Annotated in this window: 22 protein-coding genes; 10 read left to right on the top strand and 12 right to left on the bottom strand. The window is 60.8% G+C overall.

Annotated features, from left to right (window positions below):
• Window positions 1-31: 31 nt before the first annotated feature.
• On the bottom strand, window positions 32-640 hold the full coding sequence (locus OKB87_RS14915) for an AhpA/YtjB family protein (protein ID WP_017411238.1): 609 nt from the start codon (window positions 638-640) through the stop codon (window positions 32-34).
• A gap of 120 nt (window positions 641-760) precedes the next feature.
• Here OKB87_RS14915 and serB point away from each other — a divergent pair, with 120 nt between their 5' ends.
• Both serB and OKB87_RS14905 read left to right on the top strand, forming a co-directional pair.
• Window positions 761-1,771: a phosphoserine phosphatase SerB gene (gene serB, locus OKB87_RS14910; protein ID WP_270827855.1), complete on the top strand. Its 1,011-nt coding sequence runs from the start codon at window positions 761-763 to the stop codon at window positions 1,769-1,771.
• Between the two features lie 54 nt (window positions 1,772-1,825).
• A complete protein-coding gene (locus tag OKB87_RS14905) occupies window positions 1,826-2,731 on the top strand; it encodes an alpha/beta fold hydrolase (protein ID WP_270827854.1) in 906 nt (301 codons plus the stop codon).
• 130 nt (window positions 2,732-2,861) lie between these two features.
• Here the strand turns inward: OKB87_RS14905 and OKB87_RS14900 are convergent, their stop codons facing one another.
• Entirely contained in the window at window positions 2,862-5,240 is a 2,379-nt protein-coding gene (locus OKB87_RS14900; protein ID WP_270827853.1) for a PilZ domain-containing protein, read from the bottom strand.
• A 100-nt stretch (window positions 5,241-5,340) separates the two neighbouring features.
• Between OKB87_RS14900 and radA the strand changes: the two genes are divergently transcribed.
• Window positions 5,341-6,705, top strand: a complete 1,365-nt coding sequence (radA, locus tag OKB87_RS14895) for a DNA repair protein RadA (RefSeq protein ID WP_029302178.1) — start codon at window positions 5,341-5,343, stop codon at window positions 6,703-6,705.
• Between the two features lie 71 nt (window positions 6,706-6,776).
• Here radA and OKB87_RS14890 read toward each other — a convergent pair whose 3' ends face one another.
• On the bottom strand, window positions 6,777-7,157 hold the full coding sequence (locus tag OKB87_RS14890) for a PilZ domain-containing protein (protein ID WP_011707404.1): 381 nt from the start codon (window positions 7,155-7,157) through the stop codon (window positions 6,777-6,779).
• A 101-nt stretch (window positions 7,158-7,258) separates the two neighbouring features.
• Window positions 7,259-7,741: an Rsd/AlgQ family anti-sigma factor gene (locus OKB87_RS14885; protein ID WP_011707403.1), complete on the bottom strand. Its 483-nt coding sequence runs from the start codon at window positions 7,739-7,741 to the stop codon at window positions 7,259-7,261.
• A gap of 97 nt (window positions 7,742-7,838) precedes the next feature.
• Between OKB87_RS14885 and OKB87_RS14880 the strand changes: the two genes are divergently transcribed.
• The 3 genes from OKB87_RS14880 (at window position 7,839) to OKB87_RS14870 (ending at window position 8,882) form a co-directional block, all read left to right on the top strand.
• Window positions 7,839-8,024, top strand: a complete 186-nt coding sequence (locus tag OKB87_RS14880) for a hypothetical protein (protein ID WP_130631666.1) — start codon at window positions 7,839-7,841, stop codon at window positions 8,022-8,024.
• Window positions 8,025-8,082: 58 nt separating this feature from the next.
• On the top strand, window positions 8,083-8,355 hold the full coding sequence (gene hupA / locus OKB87_RS14875; protein ID WP_005305063.1) for a nucleoid-associated protein HU-alpha: 273 nt from the start codon (window positions 8,083-8,085) through the stop codon (window positions 8,353-8,355).
• Window positions 8,356-8,456: 101 nt separating this feature from the next.
• Entirely contained in the window at window positions 8,457-8,882 is a 426-nt protein-coding gene (locus OKB87_RS14870) for a hypothetical protein (RefSeq protein ID WP_010636148.1), read from the top strand.
• A 76-nt stretch (window positions 8,883-8,958) separates the two neighbouring features.
• Here the strand turns inward: OKB87_RS14870 and OKB87_RS14865 are convergent, their stop codons facing one another.
• Both OKB87_RS14865 and dusA read right to left on the bottom strand, forming a co-directional pair.
• Window positions 8,959-9,108, bottom strand: coding sequence for a hypothetical protein (locus tag OKB87_RS14865; RefSeq protein ID WP_011707400.1), 150 nt, complete (start codon window positions 9,106-9,108; stop codon window positions 8,959-8,961).
• Window positions 9,109-9,110: 2 nt separating this feature from the next.
• Window positions 9,111-10,097 (bottom strand): tRNA dihydrouridine(20/20a) synthase DusA, encoded by a 987-nt coding sequence (dusA, locus tag OKB87_RS14860; RefSeq protein WP_270827851.1) that lies wholly within the window; start codon window positions 10,095-10,097, stop codon window positions 9,111-9,113.
• A 138-nt stretch (window positions 10,098-10,235) separates the two neighbouring features.
• On the opposite strand from dusA, the gene zur reads away from it, so the two are divergent.
• From zur to OKB87_RS14845, 3 genes are read left to right on the top strand one after another with little or no spacing between them, the layout of a single operon-like run.
• Window positions 10,236-10,694, top strand: coding sequence for a zinc uptake transcriptional repressor Zur (zur, locus tag OKB87_RS14855; protein ID WP_011707398.1), 459 nt, complete (start codon window positions 10,236-10,238; stop codon window positions 10,692-10,694).
• The gene (locus OKB87_RS14850) at window positions 10,684-11,145 is read left to right on the top strand and encodes a chemotaxis protein CheX (RefSeq protein ID WP_016351979.1); all 462 of its coding nucleotides are present in this window, start codon (window positions 10,684-10,686) and stop codon (window positions 11,143-11,145) included. Before zur ends, OKB87_RS14850 begins: the two co-directional genes overlap by 11 nt.
• A 4-nt stretch (window positions 11,146-11,149) precedes the next feature.
• The gene (locus OKB87_RS14845) at window positions 11,150-11,380 is read left to right on the top strand and encodes a hypothetical protein (protein WP_016351978.1); all 231 of its coding nucleotides are present in this window, start codon (window positions 11,150-11,152) and stop codon (window positions 11,378-11,380) included.
• Window positions 11,381-11,450: 70 nt separating this feature from the next.
• Here the strand turns inward: OKB87_RS14845 and brnQ (OKB87_RS14840) are convergent, their stop codons facing one another.
• The 3 genes from brnQ (OKB87_RS14840) to OKB87_RS14830 all read right to left on the bottom strand — a co-directional run bounded on the left by brnQ (OKB87_RS14840) (window position 11,451) and on the right by OKB87_RS14830 (window position 15,331).
• Window positions 11,451-12,728, bottom strand: coding sequence for a branched-chain amino acid transport system II carrier protein (gene brnQ / locus OKB87_RS14840; RefSeq protein WP_270827918.1), 1,278 nt, complete (start codon window positions 12,726-12,728; stop codon window positions 11,451-11,453).
• A gap of 393 nt (window positions 12,729-13,121) precedes the next feature.
• Window positions 13,122-14,429: a branched-chain amino acid transport system II carrier protein gene (gene brnQ / locus OKB87_RS14835; RefSeq protein WP_041216559.1), complete on the bottom strand. Its 1,308-nt coding sequence runs from the start codon at window positions 14,427-14,429 to the stop codon at window positions 13,122-13,124.
• A 191-nt stretch (window positions 14,430-14,620) separates the two neighbouring features.
• Window positions 14,621-15,331 (bottom strand): tRNA1(Val) (adenine(37)-N6)-methyltransferase, encoded by a 711-nt coding sequence (locus OKB87_RS14830; protein ID WP_270827849.1) that lies wholly within the window; start codon window positions 15,329-15,331, stop codon window positions 14,621-14,623.
• A gap of 128 nt (window positions 15,332-15,459) precedes the next feature.
• On the opposite strand from OKB87_RS14830, the gene srmB reads away from it, so the two are divergent.
• Window positions 15,460-16,683 carry an ATP-dependent RNA helicase SrmB gene (srmB, locus tag OKB87_RS14825; protein ID WP_016351974.1) on the top strand — a complete coding sequence of 408 codons (1,224 nt, stop codon included), beginning with the start codon at window positions 15,460-15,462 and terminating at the stop codon, window positions 16,681-16,683.
• Window positions 16,684-16,859: 176 nt separating this feature from the next.
• On the opposite strand, the gene yaaA is transcribed toward srmB, so the two are convergent.
• Genes yaaA through tapT form a run of 3 tightly spaced genes read right to left on the bottom strand, consistent with a single transcriptional unit; the run spans window position 16,860 to window position 19,837 of the window.
• Window positions 16,860-17,633 (bottom strand): peroxide stress protein YaaA, encoded by a 774-nt coding sequence (yaaA, locus tag OKB87_RS14820; protein ID WP_270827848.1) that lies wholly within the window; start codon window positions 17,631-17,633, stop codon window positions 16,860-16,862.
• 31 nt (window positions 17,634-17,664) lie between these two features.
• Window positions 17,665-18,774 (bottom strand): type IVa pilus ATPase TapU, encoded by a 1,110-nt coding sequence (gene tapU, locus OKB87_RS14815; RefSeq protein WP_270827846.1) that lies wholly within the window; start codon window positions 18,772-18,774, stop codon window positions 17,665-17,667.
• 28 nt (window positions 18,775-18,802) lie between these two features.
• Complete coding sequence (gene tapT / locus OKB87_RS14810) at window positions 18,803-19,837, bottom strand: type IVa pilus ATPase TapT (RefSeq protein WP_011707389.1); 1,035 nt, start codon at window positions 19,835-19,837, stop codon at window positions 18,803-18,805.
• Window positions 19,838-19,875 lie beyond the last annotated feature (38 nt).

Here is a 19,875-nt window from a genome sequence, read left to right as displayed (position 1 = left end):
TGCCAGTTTCGGGTCGGGGGATCGCGCCGCCTTATTGCGGCTCGACCGGTTTGCTTTTCTTCTTGTGCTTGCGCACCCGCATGTAGTTGCGACGGATCCCGTAGGAGATCAGCAACCCGGCCAGCAGGGCGACCAGCAGCATCAACCGCTGCTTCTCCTGTACCACCTTGAGCCGGGTATCCTTGTCCGCCAGCATCTGCTGCTCTTCCAGCGTAATGCGCAGATACCCCAGGGTCTGCTCCCCATCCAGGATCTCCTGCACGAACTGGATGCGTCCCTTGCCCTGTTCCGGTATCGATTTGTTGCTGTCGCCGATGGGCAGCAGGCTGTCCAGCGGCACCGCATTGTCCGACTGGGCGAGGGGGATGCCGCGGGCATCGTAGAGGGTGACGTCGAGGATCTCGGGCTCGGCGGCCAGATCCTGGGCCAGCCGCTCCAGCTCGCTGTTCTTGTCCTCCTTGAGCCAGCGCTTCATGTCGCGGGCGGCGTAGGCCACCAGCGCCTGGGCCCGGTTGCGAGCCTCGCTGTGCAGCGAAGCCTGGCTCTCACCCTGCATATGAATGAGTACCGCGAGCACCCAGAGCCCGAGCAGGACGCCGGCACCGAGACTGAGCACACGTTTGATGGGGAGATGACGCAAGCGTTGAGCCTTTTGCTGACAAGGGGTGGCGGGATCTTGGCGCTTGCCTGTACAAAAAGCAATACGCTACTCTGGGCCAGCACTGTTAACCCCATGATCACCAAGGAAGGCGTTATCCCTATGTTGTTGTCCCAATTGCCCGCAGAGATTTCAGAGTGGCCCGAGTGCCTGTCTGGCGCCCCCTGGTGGGAGCCGACGCCGCAGGCGCTGCTGCCTGCCGCCAGTGCGCTGGATGGCGGCTGGCTGGTGCTGTTCGGGCGTGCACTGGCCGGCCATCATCTCGGGCGGCTGGCCGGGCTGCTGGCGCAGCACGAGTTGCAGGCCAGGCTCTATCCGCCCGCCATGCCGGCCGGGGTGCCTCTGCTGCTGCTGGGCACGGATCGCTTCTCACCCGCTCTGGTACAGGCGCTCAAGGGGGAGGAGTGGGACATCGATCTGTGTCATCTGTCGGCCCTGCCCAGCCTTGCGGAGCCCGGTTTGCTGGTGATGGACATGGACTCCACCGCCATCCGCATCGAGTGCATCGACGAGATTGCCCGGTTGGCCGGGGTCGGCGAGCAGGTGGCGGCGGTCACGGCGGCCGCCATGCAGGGCCAGCTGGAGTTTGCCGACAGCCTGCGGGCCAGGGTCGCCCTGCTGGAGGGGGCGCCGGTCACCCTTCTTGACCAGGTGGCGGCCGACATGCCCTGGATGCCGGGCCTGCAGTTGATGGTTGATACCCTCAAGCAGGCCGGTTGGAAGGTGGCGATCGCCTCCGGTGGCTTCACCCGTTTTGCCGGCCAGTTGCAGCGGGAGCTGGGGCTGGACGCCATCTTCGCCAACGAGCTGGCGGTGGAAGGGCAACAGCTGACCGGCAAGGTGAGCGGGCGCATCGTCGATGCCGCCGTCAAGGCCGAAGTACTGCAGCAGCTGGCGCAGGAGTACGGCATCGCGGCTGGCCAGACCGTGGCCGTCGGCGATGGCGCCAACGATCTCAAGATGATGGGGGTAGCCGGGCTCGGCATCGCCATCCACGCCAAGCCGCTGGTGCGGGCGCAGGCGGCGGCCCCCCTCAATCACCACGATCTGGAAGGGGTGATCTGCCTGCTTGGTGCGCTGGCCTGCCGCCAGCAGCGCTGGGATCGCCGCTAGTCCCGGTGCCTCGGCAAGGCCCTTGGTCCACGTCACGGAGGACGTAGTCTCATAATGGAACTGTTACAGCAATCCCTGTTTATTCCCTGCGGCGCACATCGGCTGCACGTGCGCCATATTCAGCCGCGGGTCGCGGTACATGGCGAGCCGATCCTGATGGTGCACGGCGCCATCGAGAACGGCCGCATCTTCTACACCGAATCGGGCAAGGGGCTGGCCTGCTTTCTGGCCCGCCACGGCTATCAGGTCTATGTGGCCGACCTGCGGGGACGGGGGCTGAGCACGCCAGCCATCGCCGAGCAGGCCGAACATGGCCAGCATGAGCTCATCACCGAGGATCTGCCGGCCCTGCACCGCTGGATTGCCGCCCGCCATGCCGGCTTCAAGCTGCACTGGATGGCCCACTCCTGGGGCGGCGTCATCATGGCGTCGACCCTGGTGCGCTTCCCCGAGTTGGCGGAGCAGGTGGCCAGCCTGGTGTTCTTTGGCACCAAGCGCGGCGTGTCGGTACAAAATCCGGAGCGCTGGCTGAAGGTTGATCTGATCTGGAACCGGCTGGCCCCCTGGCTGGCCAGGCGCAATGGCTTTCTGGCTGCGCGCAGCCTGAAGATCGGGGCGGATGACGAGCCGCTGCGTTATTTGCAGGAGACCATCCCCTGGGTCAAATGTGGCCCCTGGCAGGATCCCAGCGACGGGTTCGCCTATGACGAGGCAGCCGCCAGGGTCAACTGGCCACCGCTCTGGATGATCTCGGCCAAGGCGGACAAGGTGCTGGGTCACCCGACCGACGTGCGCCGCTTCAGCGCCGAGATGGGGTCGGCCGCGCGCCATACCCGCCTCGGCCGGGACAACGGCAACCGGCTCGATTACGACCACATCAACATGTTGACCGCCCCGCAGGCGCAGGAAGATCACTTCCCGCAGATCCTGGCATGGCTGCTCAACCCGCAGGCAGCCTGACAAAGACCGGTTGGCGGAGCGGGTTGCTATCCGGTGTACTGATGGATGAACAAACCATGGCGGGCCAGAGGCCCGCCATGGTTTTATTGCCTGCCAACCTGGTTGAGGGCCGTGGTTGGCAGGGGCCTGCTCAATTGACGGGCGCCGTGATGCCGAGCCGGAACAGGGTCGCCTGGCTGGTATCGGTCAGCTCACCCACCCCGACTACGCTCCATAGTTCCTCTTCCAGCTTCTTGGCCTTGTGAATGGCGAACTTGGCGATGTAGTCCAGCTCGTTGGCGATGAAGTTGGTGTCGGGGCGGCCGGTGCGGGAGATGCCCACCAGCACCGAGTAGAACTCCCCCTGGCGCAGCGCCTGTTCGATGAAACTGCGCTTCTCCGCCACATTCTTGAAGCTGCTGGCGAGCCGGCTGGTGAAGATGGGCAGGCCGGCTGCCGTCTGCAGACTGGCGATGTAGACCTCCTCCTCCTGGGGCTGATCCTCCCGCTCGATGGCTCGCAGCGGGTTCATGATGAGCTGTTTGAGCAATTCGCCCTGGAACAGTGGATAGAGGTTGTCCTGGTCACCCTGCTCGACACAGGCTTTCAGCAACCGCGACAGGCTGCGCGCCTGCGGGGCATGACCGATGGAGGCCGGCCTGGGGGCGCCCTTGAGCTTGTTGATATAGACCGGGGTGCTGAAGACGTGGTGGGTGTAGATGTTGCGCAGCGCCCGCGCCATGCCGCGATAGCGGCGCTGCTCCTGGGCTGCTTTGAGCTTGTTCTGGTTGCTCTCGATCAAAAGCTTGAAGAACTGGCAGCCGGTGTGGCGCTCCGGATCGCCCTCGATGCACAGGTGCAGCACAGTGCGGGTCAGGTTGATGCTGACCAGCCGGTAGGGCAGACGCTGCAGATCCATGCTCTTGGATAGCTCCTGCAGGCGTGGCAGGGCGATGGTGACGATGTCGTCCTTCACCCCCTCGAACGGCTCTTCCAGCTCGATCTGCATGCCGTGGGCCGAGATGTCGCGGGTCCAGCCGAGCCAGGCGCGGCCATTGTGCTTGATGGCCACAGCCGTCTTGTGGATGTAGCGGGCCTCCTTGCGCAGCTGGACATAGTGCAGCGTCTCGATCTCGAAGGGGGCCGCACTGCTGTCGTGGCCGAAACGTTGCAGTTCGTTGGCATTGTGCTGGGCGCTGGCATCGTACTGAAACTCCTCCCGCTGGCTGTCGAGGCCGACATCCTGAAGCAGGCCGACATAGCTTATCTGCTTGAGCCGCTCCTGCAGCAGCATGTCTTGCAGCTGGGGGCTCTCCTTGCTCTGCTGGCTGGCCAAGTCGGCCTCGTGCAGGTCACAGCGCTCCAGGCTGAATTTGTAGACCCGCCAGCTGGGGCGCCGGGCGCCGACCTGGAAGAAGAGCGACATCAGCCCGCTCTGCAACAGCTCTTCCCGGGTGGCGGAGAAGAAGTAGAGGTGGCTGCGTACCGAGTGGGTGAAGCAGTAGATCAGGGTCTCTTTCAATTCCCCCGCTGCCGGCAGCAGGGCCTGCATGCGGGTGGCGGAGAACAGGCTGGCGAGCATGTCGCGGTTCTTGGCATCGCGCCAGTATTCGAGGATGTGCTGGTTGTTCTCGGTGCGCAGGGCGATCTCGAGGCTGGGGCTGTCGCCGGAGCCGAAAAACAGCGGCATCCCGGTCATGCGCGGCAGATAGAACTGCTCATACCCCTTGATGATGGCGGCGGAGAGCAGATAGTCGACGCTGACCCGATAGCGGCTCTTGTTGCTCTCGATGAACTCGCTCAGGAACTGGTCGAAGCCGGGGTGTTCGCCGGTTTTGACCAGCCTGAGCCAGAACTTGCCCTCCTTGCTCTCTTCCCCGAGGATCTGGTAGCTGACCGAATGGTGCAGGACCGGGTTGGCATGATCCCGCTCCAGCCCGGTGAAGAACACCTCGACCTGGGCGCCGGTCTGGTAGTTGGGCAGATAGGGCACCGAGACCCGGATCCCGCCGAGGGAGAGGTCGGAGCTTTTGGCAAACAGCTTGTCGCCATCGGCGAACTTGATGAGCACGGGGGAGCTGAAGTGCATCCGCTCCTGGCGTCGGCCATAGTAGCTGGCAAAGGCGATGGGATTGACGTCGTACTGGCGAAACGGGCTGGCAGGTGGCTGCAGCGGGCCATCGCTCTTGCCATGGTGGTGTTTCTGCCAGTATTGCAGTGCCTCGTAGACTCCCAGGGTGTAATCGTCTTTGTAGAGATAGCACTGGGACTGGAACAGACCGATGGCCTCGGCCGGCATGAAGTGGGTGATCCCGTCGGATTCATGGACCAGACACTCGTCACCCAGTTCGTCCCGCATGTCGATCACGCGACGGCAGGGGGTGCATCTGCGCTTGATCTCCATCTTGATCAGAAAACGGCTGTTGCTGTTTTCGTCCTGGGTCAGGCGATTGAAGATGTCATCGAAATCCTTTTCTCTGAGCAGGGGGATGAGCTGTTCAATAAGGTGCTGTTGTTGTTCTGAATCCATGTGTTCCTGCCACGGAAAGTCACTTTTCCGATTCTGGGTTTGATCTGTCGGTCGCAAACAAGTATATCAAGCAGGAATTCATCCTGTCCCCGAGTTATCCATGGCCAAAAACAAAACTGCCTATGTTTGTACCGAATGTGGCGCCGACTTCACACGCTGGCAGGGCCAGTGCAGTGAGTGCAAGGAGTGGAACACCATCAGCGAGGTGCGTCTCGGCTCGGTGACCCCGGGCAAGAGTGCCCGCTATACCGGTTATGCCGGCGCCGTTGGCAGCCAGGTGCAGACGCTGGCGGAGATCGCCACCACCGAGATCCCCCGTTTCTCTTCCGGTTTCAAGGAGCTGGACCGGGTCCTGGGGGGCGGGGTGGTGCCGGGCTCGGCGATCCTGATCGGTGGCAACCCTGGGGCGGGCAAGTCGACCCTGCTGCTGCAGACCATGTGCGGTCTGGCGGAGCGGATGAAGACCCTCTATGTCACCGGCGAGGAGTCGCTGCAGCAGGTGGCGATGCGCGCCTCGCGCCTCGGTCTGCCGACCGACAAGCTGCGCATGCTGTCGGAGACCTCGGTCGAGCAGATCTGCCTGATTGCCCAGCAGGAGCAGCCGCAGATCATGGTCATCGACTCCATCCAGGTGATGCATGTGGCGGATGTGCAGTCGGCGCCGGGTTCCGTGTCTCAGGTGCGGGAAGCCGCCGCCTTGCTGACCCGCTATGCCAAACAGAATCACGTCGCCATCTTCATGGTGGGCCACGTGACCAAGGATGGCACCCTGGCCGGCCCCAAGGTACTGGAGCACTGCATCGACTGCTCCGTGCTGCTCGATGGCGGCCACGACTCCCGCTTCCGGACCCTGCGCTCCCACAAGAACCGCTTCGGGGCGGTCAACGAGCTCGGTGTCTTCGCCATGACCGGGCAGGGGATGCGGGAGGTGAGCAACCCTTCCGCCATCTTCCTCAGCCGCGGTGAAGAGCAGGCGCCGGGGTCGGTGGTGATGGTGATCTGGGAGGGGACACGGCCCCTGCTGGTGGAACTGCAGGCGCTGGTGGATTACTCCCAGCTCTCCAACCCGCGCCGGGTGGCGGTGGGGATGGATCACAACCGTCTCGCCATGTTGCTGGCGGTGCTGCATCGCCACGGCGGCTTGCAGATGGCGGATCAGGATGTCTTCATCAACGTGGTTGGCGGGGTCAAGGTCGAAGAGACCAGCGCGGATCTGGCCCTGTTGCTGTCCATGGTCTCCAGTTTCCGGGATCAATCCCTGCCCAAGGATCTGGTGGTGTTCGGGGAAGTGGGGCTGTCCGGCGAGATCCGGCCCGTGCCCTCCGGCCAGGAGCGGTTGCAGGAGGCCGCCAAGCATGGCTTCCGCCGGGCCATAGTGCCGCACGCCAACGCGCCCAAGCATCCCATCGAAGGCATGGAAGTGGTACCGGTCAAGAAGCTGGCCGATGCCCTGGAGGCGTTGTAACCGGCATGGTGGCCGTTAGCAGGCAATAAAAAGGAGCGCAACGGCGCTCCTTTTTACATTGAATGTACCGCTCAGGGGTGAGGGTGTTCGAGATGTTCGCTCAGCAGCTGCTCCAGCTCCCGGTGCAGCAAGTCTTCATCGCCGACGTTGAGCTCGATCATCCGCTTGAGGTGGGTGGCGCTGTCGATGTCGATGTGATGGCAGTAGAACCCCAGCTTCTTGCTGGCTTCATGGGTCAGCATGACCTGCATCTTGATCTCGATGTCGCTGCCGCTCAGCACGAAGCTGAGTGAATACTCTTTGTTGTCGTGACTTTCCCAGTCATCAGGCCGGATCAACAGGGCGCCCTGCAGGGAGATATCCACCAGCTGGGTCCGCCATTTCTTATCTCCCTGGACGAGGTCGGCCATGGTCAAGTAGAGGATCCGTGAAAAACGGCGACGCTCGGACATTCTCATCTCCTGTCAGCAATAGGAATTGGAGCTAAAGGTCATGACATAGAGTGTAATGCACCTTGCACATCAGGATCTTGAACTGGCTCCGAAATTGGATATCAAACCTGCTGGGCGCTGAGTGACTCCACGACCTGCAATGCCTTGATCAGCCGATCTTCCTGTTTGAAACGATCTTCCAGCACGGGGCCCAGCTGGTTCAGATCCTCATCCAGCAACAGCAGCTGAGCCTCGTCGGCATTGCTGTACTTGTCGTTGAACTCCAGTGCAAACTCGGTGCAGGCCCGGATATGGGGGTAGATACGCTTCGCCAGTTCCAGCTTGTCGCCGCTGGCCTGTTCGAAGGCAGTCACCACATGGTTGTAGATTTCGAAGTGTCCGGCGCTGACGTAGTCGACCAGGCGTTCACAAAAGCCTTGCAGTTCCACATGGCCGGGCAGCGAACGCTGTTTGGTGCGGGCGGGGGTCAGTCCGGCAAGCCGCATGTATTCGACCAGCAATGCCTGCCTGGCATCCAGCCAGTCGTCGATAGCTCTGTGCTTTCCTGCCAATGCGCGTTTGGTTTGTTCCAGTTCAGTTAACATAGTCCCTCCGTGGGGCATAGGCATGGAGTGCTATCGTGACGGGCCTCCGGCCTTTTTATTGACTGACGACACCCTCCTATAACTAGGGAAAATCCAGTTGACCGTCAATAGGGGCATGGGGATATTGTTACACCGGGTGGCGTTTTGGTTACAAGGCACCATCATTTGCTCTCCTCTTCCCGTCAATTACGATCACGAAGGGGCGAGATATGTGACTATTTCCGCAGATCTTGATGAAAACCCCAGCATTCAAGCCAATCCGGCTGATAAAGCCTTTGCCTGAGTGTTTTTTTTTGAATAGAGTGGCCCGGTGCTAAATGCCCGATCATAAAGGAAATGTTATGAACAAAGCTCAACTTGTCGATGCAATTGCAGCCAAAGCAGATCTGAGCAAAGCTCAGGCCAAAGTCGCTCTGGAAGAGATCATCAATGGTATTACCCAGAGCCTGAAAGAAGGTGATGCTGTGCAGTTGGTGGGTTTTGGCACCTTCAAGGTGAACCATCGTGCTGGCCGTACCGGTCGCAATCCGCAAACTGGTAAAGAGATCCAGATTGCAGCCGCGAATGTGCCGTCCTTTGTGGCAGGCAAGGCGCTCAAAGACGCCGTCAAGTAATCCCCAAAAACCCGGCGCCAGCCGGGTTTTTTATTGCCATCGTCAGCGGAAATTGTTTCAGATACACTCAAGATATGGCGTGCGCCGTAGTGAGGTGGATGATGGAACAGAAAAATGCCATTCGGCAGGTTGCCGTACCTTGGGCTCCGTCCCGCCAACTCCCCCCGGGCCTGGTTGTGGCCGAACTTCATCAGGATATCTGGAGCGACTCCCTCACCATCATGCTGGGCAGGGCTCGCAGCATCGATCTACCGCCGCAGATCCTCTGTCGGGTCTATTTCCGACACATCTTTGCGGTGCGGGTAATGGAGGATTGCGATCTGGCGGAGGGCAAGGATAGCCATGCCATCGAGGAGCAGATCCAGCTCATCACCCCGTCCCGATTTGCCAGCTGGTTCCATCAGGAGTCGGATGGTCTGCACCTGGACGAGGATCTGCAGCACTACCGCATCTCGACCTGGGATTATTGCGCCGATGTGCTGACGTCCAGAGCGCCCGAGCTGCAGTTCGTGGACAAAGGCGATTAGCGAGGCTGAAGAGACAATAAAAAAACCGGCAACACTGAGTGTTGCCGGTTTTTTTATTGGTCGACGCGGGGCTAGCTCAGCCGAGCAATTGATCCCGATGCAGCCCCAGCACGATGAGCAAGCCGAGGAAGTAGAAGGCGCTGAGTTTGATGCCCAGAATGGCGAGCAGGCCGGCGCAGAGCCGGACGATGGCCTTGTGCAGCCAGGAGCCGGTGAAACGGTACATGGTTACTCCGCCGCCTCCGTGGTGGCGAATTCCGGCACCTTGGCCATGGCATCCAGCACTACCTGGATATCCGCTCCCGGCTTGCAGGCGTTTTCACTCAGATGGCGGCGCCAGGCACGAGCCCCCTGCATGTTCTGGAACAGCCCCAGCATGTGGCGGGTCATGTGGGAGAGATAGTTTCCCTTGGCCAGCTCCTGCTCGATATAGGGCAGCATCATCCGCACCACCTCATGGCGGCTCGGCACGGCATTGTTCTGGCCGAATACCAGATTGTCCACCTGCGCCAGAATGTAGGGATTCTGATAGGCTTCGCGCCCCATCATGACGCCATCGACGTGTTGCAGATGTTCGAGGGTCTGCTCCATGGAGGTAACGCCGCCGTTGATGGCGATGGTGAGATCCGGGTAATCCTGTTTGACCCGATAGACACGGGGATAATCGAGCGGCGGGATCTCGCGGTTTTCCTTGGGGCTCAGGCCGCTCAGCCACGCCTTGCGGGCATGGACGATGAAGGTGTCGCAACCGGCGTCACGCACCTGTTCGATGAAGGCCTGCAGAAATTCGTAGGAGTCCTGATCGTCGATGCCGATGCGGGTCTTTACCGTCACCGGAATATCGACCACATCGCGCATCGCCTTGACGCAGTTAGCCACTAGGGTGGGTTCGCCCATCAGGCAGGCACCAAAGCGGCCGTTTTGCACCCGATCAGAGGGACAGCCGACGTTGATGTTCACCTCGTCATAGCCGCGCTCCTCGGCCAGCTTGGCGCAGCGCGCCAGATCGGCCGGGTTACTGCCACCCAGCTGCAGGGAGATGGGGTGCTCCTGCTCGCTGTAACCCAGATAATCTCCCTTGCCATGGATGATGGCGCCGGTGGTCACCATCTCGGTATAAAGCAAGGTCTGGCGAGTCATCAGACGATGGAAATAACGGCAATGCCGATCGGTCCAGTCCAGCATGGGGGCGATGGAAAAACGCTGCGCCTGCATAAAAATCATCCGGGTTGGCTAAACAAAGGGGGCGGATTTTACCACAACGTGAGGCAGCCCCAGAAAATGAATTTTGTCACCGCGTCAAAGGGGGCCCTGTGATAGTATCCGGCTAATAAAAAGGGTAATTGCGTGATCATGAATCAAGACCAACTTTTACAACGAGCCGAACGACTCTGCGAACAACGCGGGATCCGCTTCACCCCTACCCGGCGTCAGGTGTTCAGGCTGCTGGCTGCCCACGGCAATGCCATCAGCGCCTATGATCTGTTGGCCCAGTTGCAGCAGACCGAGGCCCATGCCAAGCCGCCAACCGTTTATCGGGCGCTCGATTTTCTGCTCGAACAGGGCTTTGCCCACAAGGTGGAGTCGCTCAACGCCTTCATTTTCTGCTGTCACTTCGATCATGCCCACCCGATGCAACTGCTCATCTGCGATCGGTGTGGTGAGGTGGTCGAGTTGCATGACTCGGCGATCGATGGCGCGTTTTCCGAGCAAGCCCACTTGCATGGCTTTACTATTACCAATAAGACAATAGAGGCACATGGCCAATGTGCTCGCTGTACGCCCACCGTAGGAAGTCAACATGAAGGCTGATTTTGTAAACCCGTTCCTGCTCTCCCTGCTCAATGTGCTCTCCACCATGGCACAGCTCGAGCTCAAGCCGGGCAAACCGAAACGCAAGATGGACGAGCTGGCGCGCGGCGATGTCTCTGGTCTCATCGGCATGGTCGGCCCGCAGACCCGCGGCTCGCTCTCTATCAGCTTCGAGAAGGGGTTGGCGCTGGAGATCATGCGCCGGATGCTGGGCGAGGCTCCGGCCACTATCAATGAAGAAGTGACCGACATGGTGGGCGAAATCACCAACATGGTGACCGGCGGCGCCAAGCGCATGCTGGGGGAGAAGGGGTATGAGTTCGACATGGCGACCCCCATCATCGTCTCCGGCCCCAACCACACCATCACTCATCGTGCCGACGGCACCAAGATCATGATGCCGTTCGAATCAGATTACGGTCGTGCCACCATCGAGATCTGTTTCGAGTAATCCTATGTGGAAAGCGCTGAAATGGTTCTTCATCGGTTGGGCCCTGCTGCTCATCCTGTCTGATCTCCAGATCACCACCTCGCTCTACAAGTACGAAGACAACCGGGTGGTGGTGAACTTTCCGCGCTGGCAGGCAGATCAGCCCTGGGGCACTTTTGAGTGGCATGCCGGGCGGGTGGAGACCCATTGGTATGGTCTGGCAGGCAGACCCAAGCAGGTAGACCCGCTGCTGTAGCAGCCATGATGACAGATGCAATGCAAGAGGCCAGCTGATGCTGGCCTCTTGTCGTTGGTCACCCGGTTGATCAGGCCGCTTCGGCGGCCAGAGCTTCGCGGGGGCGCAGCAGCATGCCGAGGCTGCAGGTCAGCAGGGTGGGCAGCAGCCAGGCCAGCCCCTTGTCAAACAGCGGCAGGAAGGCGAACGCCTCCATCTGCATGCCGGCCGCGCCCAGCCCGTCCAGACAGCCGAACAGAAACGCCACCAGCAGCACGGCGCGAAACGCCAGCCGTGGCCGGCCAAAATAACCCTGCACAAAGGTCACCAGCACCAGTGCGATGGCGACCGGGTAGATGGCGACCAGCACCGGGATAGAGAGGCTGATGAGCTGGCTCAGTCCGACGTTGGCCACCAGGATGGAGACGCATCCCATCAGCAGTACCCACTTGCGGTATGTCCAGCCGGCCAGACCGTGGAAGTAGTCGGCACTGGCGCAGAGCAGGCCGACGGCGCTGGTGAAGCAGGCCAGGGTAATGATGGCGGCCAGGATCAACTGGCCGTAGTGGCCGAACAGGCTCAGTACATAGGCGTTGACGATGGCGCCGCCATTGTCGACGTTGGTCACCACGCCCGCCGCGCTGTTGCCCAGGTAGAACAGGGAGATGTAGACCGCCGAGAGGCCAACTGCCGAGATGAGGCCCGCGATGGTCAGGTACTTGAACTGGCTCGGGTAGTCCTCGATGCCCCTGCGTTGCAGCAGACCGATGATGAGAGCACCGAACATCAGCGAGCCGAGGGTATCCATGGTGTTGTACCCCTCCAGCATCCCCTTGATGAGCGGCGTATCCGTGTAGTCGCCGCTGGCCTCCGGCATACCGCCCTGCGGGGCGATGACGACGCCGAGCGCCAGGATCAGCAACATCACCATCAAGACAGGTGTCATGTATTTGCCCACCGCATCGAGCAGCCTGCCCCGATCCAGCGACACCAGGATCACCAGCGCAAAGAAGCACAGGCTGTAGAGCAGCAACCCGTGCTGGCCGGCTTCGCCGAGCCAGGGCTTGAGTCCCATCTCGTAGGCCACCAGCCCGGTGCGTGGGGTGGCAAAGGCCGGCCCCATGATGATGTAGATGGCGATGGCCAGTGCCGTGGCCACCCAGGTCGGCAGATAGCGGGTCATTGCCGTCCAGCCGCTGCTGCCTTGTCCGGCGCTGCCTCTGGCAACGGCGACCAGCGTCAGCAGAGGGAGACCCACCGCCGTCAGCAGAAAGCCGACCATGGCTGGCATCAAATGCTCACCGGCCATAAAGCCGGCGAGCGGTGGAAAAATGATGTTGCCTGCCCCGAGATAGAAAGCAAACGTCATAAAACCCAGTCCGAATACGTCGGACAACTTCAGTGATTTCGTCAAACCTGACCTCATCTGCCTTATCAGCTTGTTCTTGTTGATTGCACCCACTGCCTGGCAGATAACCGGATAACAATGCTTCCCTCTCCTCCGCGATGAGCGCATCGGCGAAGGAGTTCTCTTCTGAGCATAAAGAAGAGAAATTTGATCTCAATCACACATTAATATCTTGAAACAATTTAATTGGCCAGAATAAATCACCGATTAGCCAGCAGTTGGCAGCAGTGAAAGAGGTCGGCATGGCGGCAGGGGGCTGGCCGCAGGAAAGGGGTAACTGGTGGTAAAAGGCTGTTGGCAGACAAACAAAAGAGCCTGCGCAAGGCAGGCTCTTTGAGATGGACGAGAGTGAAATCAGGCGGCTTCGGCAGCCAGTTTCTCGCCGGAGCGAACCACCATGCCGAGGCCACAGGCCAACAGGGTCGGCAGCAGCCAGGCCAGGCCCTTGTCGAACAGCGGCAGGAAGGCAAACGCATCCATCTTCATGCCGGCGGCGCCCAGACCGTCCAGGCAGCCGAACAGGAAGGCAACCATCAGCACGGCGCGGAACACCAGGCGCGGACGACCGAAGTAACCCTTCAGGAAGGTGACCAGCACCAGTGCCACGGCAACCGGGTAGATGGCGACCAGCACCGGAATGGAGAGGCTGATGAGCTGGCTCAGGCCCACGTTGGCGACCACGCCGCAGATGACCCCCAGCAACACCACCAGCTTCTTGTAGCTCATGCCGGTGAGGTTGTGGAAGAAGTCGGAGCAGGCGGAGATCAGGCCCACGGCGGTGGTGAAACAGGCCAGGGTGATGATGGCGGCCAGGATGAACTGACCCGGCTGTCCGAACAGGCTCAACACGTAGGCGTTGACGATGGCGCCGCCGTTGCTGATGTCGGTGGCGACGCCGGCTGCGGTGTTGCCCAGCTGGAACAGGGAGACGTAGACCACGGACAGACCGATGGCGGAGATGATGCCGGCAATGGCCAGGTACTTGAACTGGCTCTGGTAGTCATGAATGCCTTTCTGGCGCAGCAGGTCGACGATCAGGGCGCCAAACATCAGGGACGCCAGGGTGTCCATGGTGTTGTAGCCTTCCAGGATCCCTTTCACGAAGGGGCCGTTCTGATAGTCACCGGAAGAGGCCGGCATGTCACCTTGCGGGGCGACGAACACGCCGATGGCCAGGGTCAGCAGCAACAGCATCAGCACCGGGGTCAGGTATTTGCCGATGGCATCCATCAGCTTGCCCTGATTCATGGAGACCAGGATGGCCACGCCGAAGAACAGCACAGTGTAGGCAGCCAGACCGGCCTGACCCATGTCACCGATGAAAGGCTTGAGGCCCATTTCGTAGGCCACCAGCCCGGTACGGGGGGCGGCGAAGGCCGGACCGATGATGATGTAGATGGCGACGGCCAGTGCGGTGGCGACGCCGGCTGGCAGCAGCTTGGTCATGCCGGCCCAGCCGTTGCCTGCCTTGGCGACGGCGATGATGGTGATGAGGGGCAGACCGACGGCAGTGACCAGGAAACCCAGCATGGCGAGAGAGAGGTGCTCACCTGCCATGTAACCGGCCAGCGGCGGGAAGATGATGTTGCCGGCGCCCAGATAGAAGGCGAAGGTCATGAAGCCCAATCCGAGCACGTCGGACAATGTGAGTGATTTCGTCAAGTTCAACCTCGTCTGTCTTGTAAACTATTGCTTGTTATAGTTTTTTATTGGTCAGTGACCGATATTGTTCAGGGGTAAAAAAAAGGAGCCCCGCTTGTTTTTTCATCGCAACCAGTGGTTTGAGCTGGTCTTGAGCGGGCGCTCGTTTAGGAGTCAGCATAATGGTGTGAAAAAATAGTTCAAGACGAAATTTACATCTTCAAATAGAAGGGGCGGGTTAGTTGGATGTATCTGTCGGAATAGGTTCCATCAGCAGAATGGATCACAATTTCACCCTGCTCACACTTGTTTAATCCTCTGCCAAGTCGCAATAAAACACGATTTGCCTCTTTTCCCGCCCTGGTGATAACAGCTGTATAACAAACGGCGTGCAGATCATAATCCGCCGAGATGCATAAAATTTCATCGGCCATGGCCGTTGGCACGACCAGCGCAACCTCGCCGTTGGGGGCCAAGAGTCGGTCACAGGCGGCCAGCAGATCCTGGCTGTCGAGGCCGCCGGTATGACGTGCCAATGCCCTGGCCGGATCGCGAAATGACTGGCCCGCCACGAAGTAGGGTGGGTTGGAGACGATGAGATCGTAAGGGGCGGCCTGATAGGTTTGAATGGCACTCTCGATGACGGTGACCCGCTCATGCCAGGGGGAGGCTGCCGCATTCTCGCGAGCCTGCCGGGCTGCATTGCTATCCAGCTCTACCGCATCGATGCGGCAGTCGGCAGGGCTGCGCTGGGCCAGCATCAGGGCGATGAGGCCGCTGCCGCTGCCAATGTCGAGAACCCGGCGGGCGTTGGTGACAGGTGCCCAGGCGCCGAGCAGGATGCCATCGGTGCCGACTTTCATGGCGCAGCGATCGTGCGCGACGTGAAATTGCTTGAAGGTAAAACCGCTGTTTCGTCCCATCCGACTCCCGTCCTGTGCCAGCGCCGCAGAAAATGGTCGGCGATTATAGCGACTAAGCCACAGTCGCCATAGGAGCCGACGACATAATCGCCTATAATCTGCCGTTTCCTTAATGACCGAGTATTGCCATGAGCCAGTCCTTTGATGATTTCGACCTGAATCCAGCCCTCAACCGGGCCTTGGCCGAGATGGGTTTCACCCGCCCCACCACCATTCAGCAGATGGTGCTGGAGCCAGCCCTGGACGGCCGCGATATTCTGGCATCCGCCCCGACCGGTACCGGCAAGACCGCTGCCTTCCTGTTGCCAGCCCTGCAGCACCTGCTGGACTTCCCGCGCCGCAAGCCGGGCCCGTGCCGCATGCTGGTGTTGACCCCGACCCGCGAGCTGGCGCTACAGGTCACCGCCCACGCCAAGGCGCTGGCGGCTCACACCAACCTCAGCATCGAGACCATCATCGGCGGCGTCAGCCATGAAGAGCAACTGCCGGCCCTGACCAAGACTACCGACATTGTGGTGGCCACCCCGGGCCGGTTGCTCGAGTACATCGAGAAAGAGGAGTTCGAGAGCCACGACATCGAGGTGCTGGTGCTGGACGAAGCGGACCGCATGCTGGACATGGGCTTCATCAAGGATGTGAACCGCATCGTGGAAGAGGCGCGTTATCGCAAGCACACCATGCTGTTCTCCGCCACCCTGGAAGGGGCCGGTCTCGAGAAGTTCGCCAACGATATCCTGAAGGAGCCGGTGGAGCTGCACGCCGAGCCGCCCCGCAGCGAACGTCGCCCCATCACCCAGTGGGTGCACCTGGCCGACGATGCCGCTCACAAGCTGGCCCTGCTGGTGCATATCCTGAAAGATCCCGAGACCCAGAAAGCCATCATCTTCGTCAAGACCCGTGAGCGGCTGGCGGAGCTGTCCGGTCAGCTGCAGGCGGCTGGCGTCTCCTGCGCCTGGATCCGCGGCGAGATGGAGCAGAGCAAGCGCATCGAGTCGATCCGCAAGTTCCATGAAGGGGAAGTGCCCTTCCTCATCGCCACCGACGTGGCCGCCCGCGGCATCGACCTGCCCAACGTCAGCCATGTCATCAACTATGACATGCCCTACGGCGCCGATGTCTACGTCCACCGGATCGGCCGCACCGGCCGTGCCGGCAACCGTGGTTGCGCCATCAGCCTGGTGGAAGCCCACGACATGGCGATGGTCGCCAAGATCGAGCGTTACACCGAAGAGCGCCTCAAGCGTCGGGTGATCGACGAACTGCGCCCCAAACACAAGGAAGCGCGGGTGCCGGTGAAGAAGAAAAAGCCGAAGGACGACAAGAAGAAGTCGGCCAAGAAGAAAAAGAAGTAAGCCTGCCCGCCACAACGGCCATCTCCGGATGGCCGTTGTGCTATCTGCTGCCCACTCGACGGGGGCCAGAAAAGAAAAAAGCCGACGTATAAACGTCGGCCAATAAAAAGTGCTTACAACAGAGGATTCACCTATTCAGACTTGGGGATCCTGAATTTGGTTCCCTCGGGTTGTAATTAATTTTCAGCGCGTTTGAACATCAGGGTATTGGCGTCGGACTCTTCCGCTACGAAGTAGTAGCCATCGGCGTTGAACCCGGTCAGCTGCTCCACCTTGGTGAGTCTGTGCTTGATGATGTGACGGGCCATCATGCCGCGCGCCTTCTTGGCGTAGAAGCTGATGATCTTGAACTGGCCGTTCTTCTCGTCCTTGAACACCGGCGTGATGATGCGCCCCTGCAGGGCCTTGGGACGTACCGACTTGAAGTACTCGTCGGATGCGAGATTGATCAGCACCTCGTCTCCCTGAGCGGCCAGCGCCTTGTTCAGGTGGGCGGTGATGATGTCGCCCCAGAACTGGTAGAGGTCCTTGCCACGCCCGTTGTCGAGGCGGATCCCCATCTCCAGCCGGTAAGGCATCATCAGATCGAGCGGACGCAGCACCCCGTAGAGACCGGAGAGCATGCGCAGGTGTGCCTGGGCGAAGTCGAGATCTGCCTCGCTGAAATCCTCCACCGCCAGCCCCGTATAGACATCCCCCTTGAAGGCCAGCAGCGCCTGGCGGGCGTTGGCCGGGCTGAAGTCGGGTTGCCAGTCGGCAAAGCGGGCGGCATTGAGGCCGGCCAGCTTGTCGCTGATCTTCATCAGGCTGGCGATCTGGTCCGGGCTCAGCTGGCGGGCCCGGCCGATCAGCTCGGCGGAGTGGCCCAGCAGCTCGGGTTGGGTGAAACGGGAAGTCACTAGCGGCGACTCGTAGTCCAGCGTCTTGGCCGGGGAAACCACAATCAGCATAACGATCCTTTATAGCGGTGACGCACGCCCCTCATTCATCCAGGGTGACGTTGTCAAGAGTGCCTGCACCCAGCTGCTCGCGCCCCGACAGCTTGATCAGCAGTCGCAGGTCGTTGGCCGAGTCGGCATGGGCAAGGGCCTCACTGTAGCCAATTTGGCCGGCACAGAACAGGGCGAACAGCGCCTGATCGAAGGTCTGCATGCCGAGCTCGGTGGACTTGGTCATCACCTCCTTGAGCCGGTGCATCTCACCCTTGCGGATGATGTCGGTGATGAGCGGGGTGTTGAGCAGTACCTCGAAGGCCGCACAGCGACGACGTCCGTCCAGGCTGGGCAGCAGTTGCTGAGCTACGATGGCACGCAGGTTGAAGGAGAGATCGAACAGGAACTGGCGGTGTTTCTCCTGAGGGACCAGATGCAGGATGCGGTCCAGCGCCTGGTTGGCATTGTTGGCGTGCAGGGTGGCGAGGCAGAGGTGGCCGGTCTCGGCAAACTGCAGGGCAAACTCCATGGTTTCTTGGCTGCGAATTTCGCCGATCAGGATCACGTCAGGGGCCTGGCGCAACGAACTCTTCAGCGCCACGTCGAACGACGCTGTGTCTATGCCTACCTCGCGCTGGGTGATCAGGCTGCGGCCGTGCTGATGCACGAACTCCACCGGATCTTCCACCGTCAGGATGTGGCCGTCCACATGCTGGTTGCGATAGCCGATCATGGCCGCCTGGGTGGTGGATTTGCCGGCGCCGGTGGCACCGACGAACAGCACCAGCCCGCGCTTGGCCAGGGCGATCTCCTGCAGGATGGGGGGCAGCGCCAGCTCGTCGAAGGTGGGGATGCGGGTCTCGATGCGGCGCAGCACCATGCCCGGCAGCTCCTGCTGCCAGAAGGCGCTGACCCGAAAGCGGCCAAGCTCCTCGCGGTGGATGGCGTAGTTGGCCTCCTTGGTGCGCAGGTAGCGCTCGAAGTGCTCCTGGCTCAGGGTCTCCTTGACCAGCGCCAGCGCCCTTGCCTTGTCGAGGGGGGCTTCTACCAGTGACTGCAGATGGCCGTTGACCTTGAGGGTCGGCGGCGTGCCGACCGTGATGAACAGATCCGAGCCTTTGCGGGCGACCAGCTCGGTCAGCAGGGCATCCAGATTCATAACGACTCCTTCCCTAGATTCGTCGTGGTTAGATGGTGTTGGGATCAACCGCCTTGGCCTTGGCATCCAGCGCCGCCACTACGCCGCGGCTCACCAGCTGCTTGAGGCTCTGATCCATGGTCTGCATGCCGTGGGTCATCCCGGTCTGGATCACCGAGTAGAGCTGGGCGATCTTGTCTTCCCGGATGAGGTTACGCACGGCGGGAATCCCCATCATGATCTCGTGGGCCGCCACCCGGCCGCCGCCGATGCGCTTGAGCAGGGTCTGGGAGATGACCGCCCGCAGCGACTCGGAGAGCATGGAGCGCACCATGTCTTTTTCCGCACCGGGGAAGACGTCGATGATCCGGTCGATGGTCTTGGCCGCGGACGAGGTGTGCAGGGTGCCGAACACCAGATGGCCGGTCTCGGCAGCGGTCATGGCGAGGCGAATGGTTTCCAGGTCACGCATCTCGCCCACCAGGATGATGTCCGGGTCTTCCCGCAGCGCCGAACGCAGGGCGTTGCTGAAGCTCTTGGTATCGCGGTGCACTTCCCGCTGGTTCACCAGACAGCGCTTGTTTTCGTGCACGAATTCGATGGGGTCCTCGATGGTGAGGATGTGGTGATGAAAGTTCTCGTTGATGTAGTTGACCATGGCCGCCAGGGTGGTGGATTTACCCGAGCCGGTCGGACCGGTCACCAGCACCAGGCCGCGCGGGTATTCGGCAATCTTGCGAAAGATCTCCGGCGCGTCCAGATCTTCGAGGCTCAGCACCGTGCTGGGGATGGTCCGAAATACCGCACCGGAGCCGCGCGCCTGCTGGAAGGCGTTGACCCGGAAGCGGGCGAGGTTCGGCACCTCGAACGAAAAGTCCACCTCGAAGTTCTCTTCCAGTTCCTTGCGCTGGTGGTCGTTCATGATGTCGTAGATGAGGGCGTGCACTTCCCGGTGTTCCAGGGCGGGCAAATTGATCTTGCGAACCTCGCCATCAACCCTGATCATCGGGGGAACCCCGGCCGAGAGGTGTAGATCCGAGGCTTTATGTTTTACACTGAAAGCCAATAACTCTGTGATATCCATAGATTTGTCATTCTCCCATCACAAGATCACTAACGAAA

It is taken from the genome of Aeromonas sp. Y318-1 (assembly GCF_027706125.1).
In the GTDB taxonomy this organism is placed as follows: Bacteria; Pseudomonadota; Gammaproteobacteria; order Enterobacterales; family Aeromonadaceae; genus Aeromonas; species Aeromonas hydrophila.
Note: the sequence above shows the minus strand (reverse complement) of the source record. Positions and strands in the feature narration are given on the sequence as shown.

What these genes read in the sequence shown, in the direction of transcription:
- tapU (WP_270827846.1), bottom strand. Translation starts at nt 18,774, where the DNA reads ATGAATCTGGATGCCCTGCTGACCGAGCTGGTCGCCCGCAAAGGCTCG.
- brnQ (WP_270827918.1), bottom strand. Translation starts at nt 12,728, where the DNA reads ATGACGTTTGCTTTCTATCTCGGGGCAGGCAACATCATTTTTCCACCG.
- hupA (WP_005305063.1), top strand. Translation starts at nt 8,083, where the DNA reads ATGAACAAAGCTCAACTTGTCGATGCAATTGCAGCCAAAGCAGATCTG.
- OKB87_RS14900 (WP_270827853.1), bottom strand. Translation starts at nt 5,240, where the DNA reads ATGGATTCAGAACAACAACAGCACCTTATTGAACAGCTCATCCCCCTG.
- serB (WP_270827855.1), top strand. Translation starts at nt 761, where the DNA reads ATGTTGTTGTCCCAATTGCCCGCAGAGATTTCAGAGTGGCCCGAGTGC.
- OKB87_RS14890 (WP_011707404.1), bottom strand. Translation starts at nt 7,157, where the DNA reads ATGTCCGAGCGTCGCCGTTTTTCACGGATCCTCTACTTGACCATGGCC.
- zur (WP_011707398.1), top strand. Translation starts at nt 10,236, where the DNA reads ATGAATCAAGACCAACTTTTACAACGAGCCGAACGACTCTGCGAACAA.
- OKB87_RS14885 (WP_011707403.1), bottom strand. Translation starts at nt 7,741, where the DNA reads ATGTTAACTGAACTGGAACAAACCAAACGCGCATTGGCAGGAAAGCAC.
- tapT (WP_011707389.1), bottom strand. Translation starts at nt 19,837, where the DNA reads ATGGATATCACAGAGTTATTGGCTTTCAGTGTAAAACATAAAGCCTCG.
- yaaA (WP_270827848.1), bottom strand. Translation starts at nt 17,633, where the DNA reads ATGCTGATTGTGGTTTCCCCGGCCAAGACGCTGGACTACGAGTCGCCG.
- OKB87_RS14905 (WP_270827854.1), top strand. Translation starts at nt 1,826, where the DNA reads ATGGAACTGTTACAGCAATCCCTGTTTATTCCCTGCGGCGCACATCGG.
- OKB87_RS14830 (WP_270827849.1), bottom strand. Translation starts at nt 15,331, where the DNA reads ATGGGACGAAACAGCGGTTTTACCTTCAAGCAATTTCACGTCGCGCAC.
- OKB87_RS14845 (WP_016351978.1), top strand. Translation starts at nt 11,150, where the DNA reads ATGTGGAAAGCGCTGAAATGGTTCTTCATCGGTTGGGCCCTGCTGCTC.
- radA (WP_029302178.1), top strand. Translation starts at nt 5,341, where the DNA reads ATGGCCAAAAACAAAACTGCCTATGTTTGTACCGAATGTGGCGCCGAC.
- srmB (WP_016351974.1), top strand. Translation starts at nt 15,460, where the DNA reads ATGAGCCAGTCCTTTGATGATTTCGACCTGAATCCAGCCCTCAACCGG.
- OKB87_RS14850 (WP_016351979.1), top strand. Translation starts at nt 10,684, where the DNA reads ATGAAGGCTGATTTTGTAAACCCGTTCCTGCTCTCCCTGCTCAATGTG.
- OKB87_RS14870 (WP_010636148.1), top strand. Translation starts at nt 8,457, where the DNA reads ATGGAACAGAAAAATGCCATTCGGCAGGTTGCCGTACCTTGGGCTCCG.
- dusA (WP_270827851.1), bottom strand. Translation starts at nt 10,097, where the DNA reads ATGCAGGCGCAGCGTTTTTCCATCGCCCCCATGCTGGACTGGACCGAT.
- OKB87_RS14865 (WP_011707400.1), bottom strand. Translation starts at nt 9,108, where the DNA reads ATGTACCGTTTCACCGGCTCCTGGCTGCACAAGGCCATCGTCCGGCTC.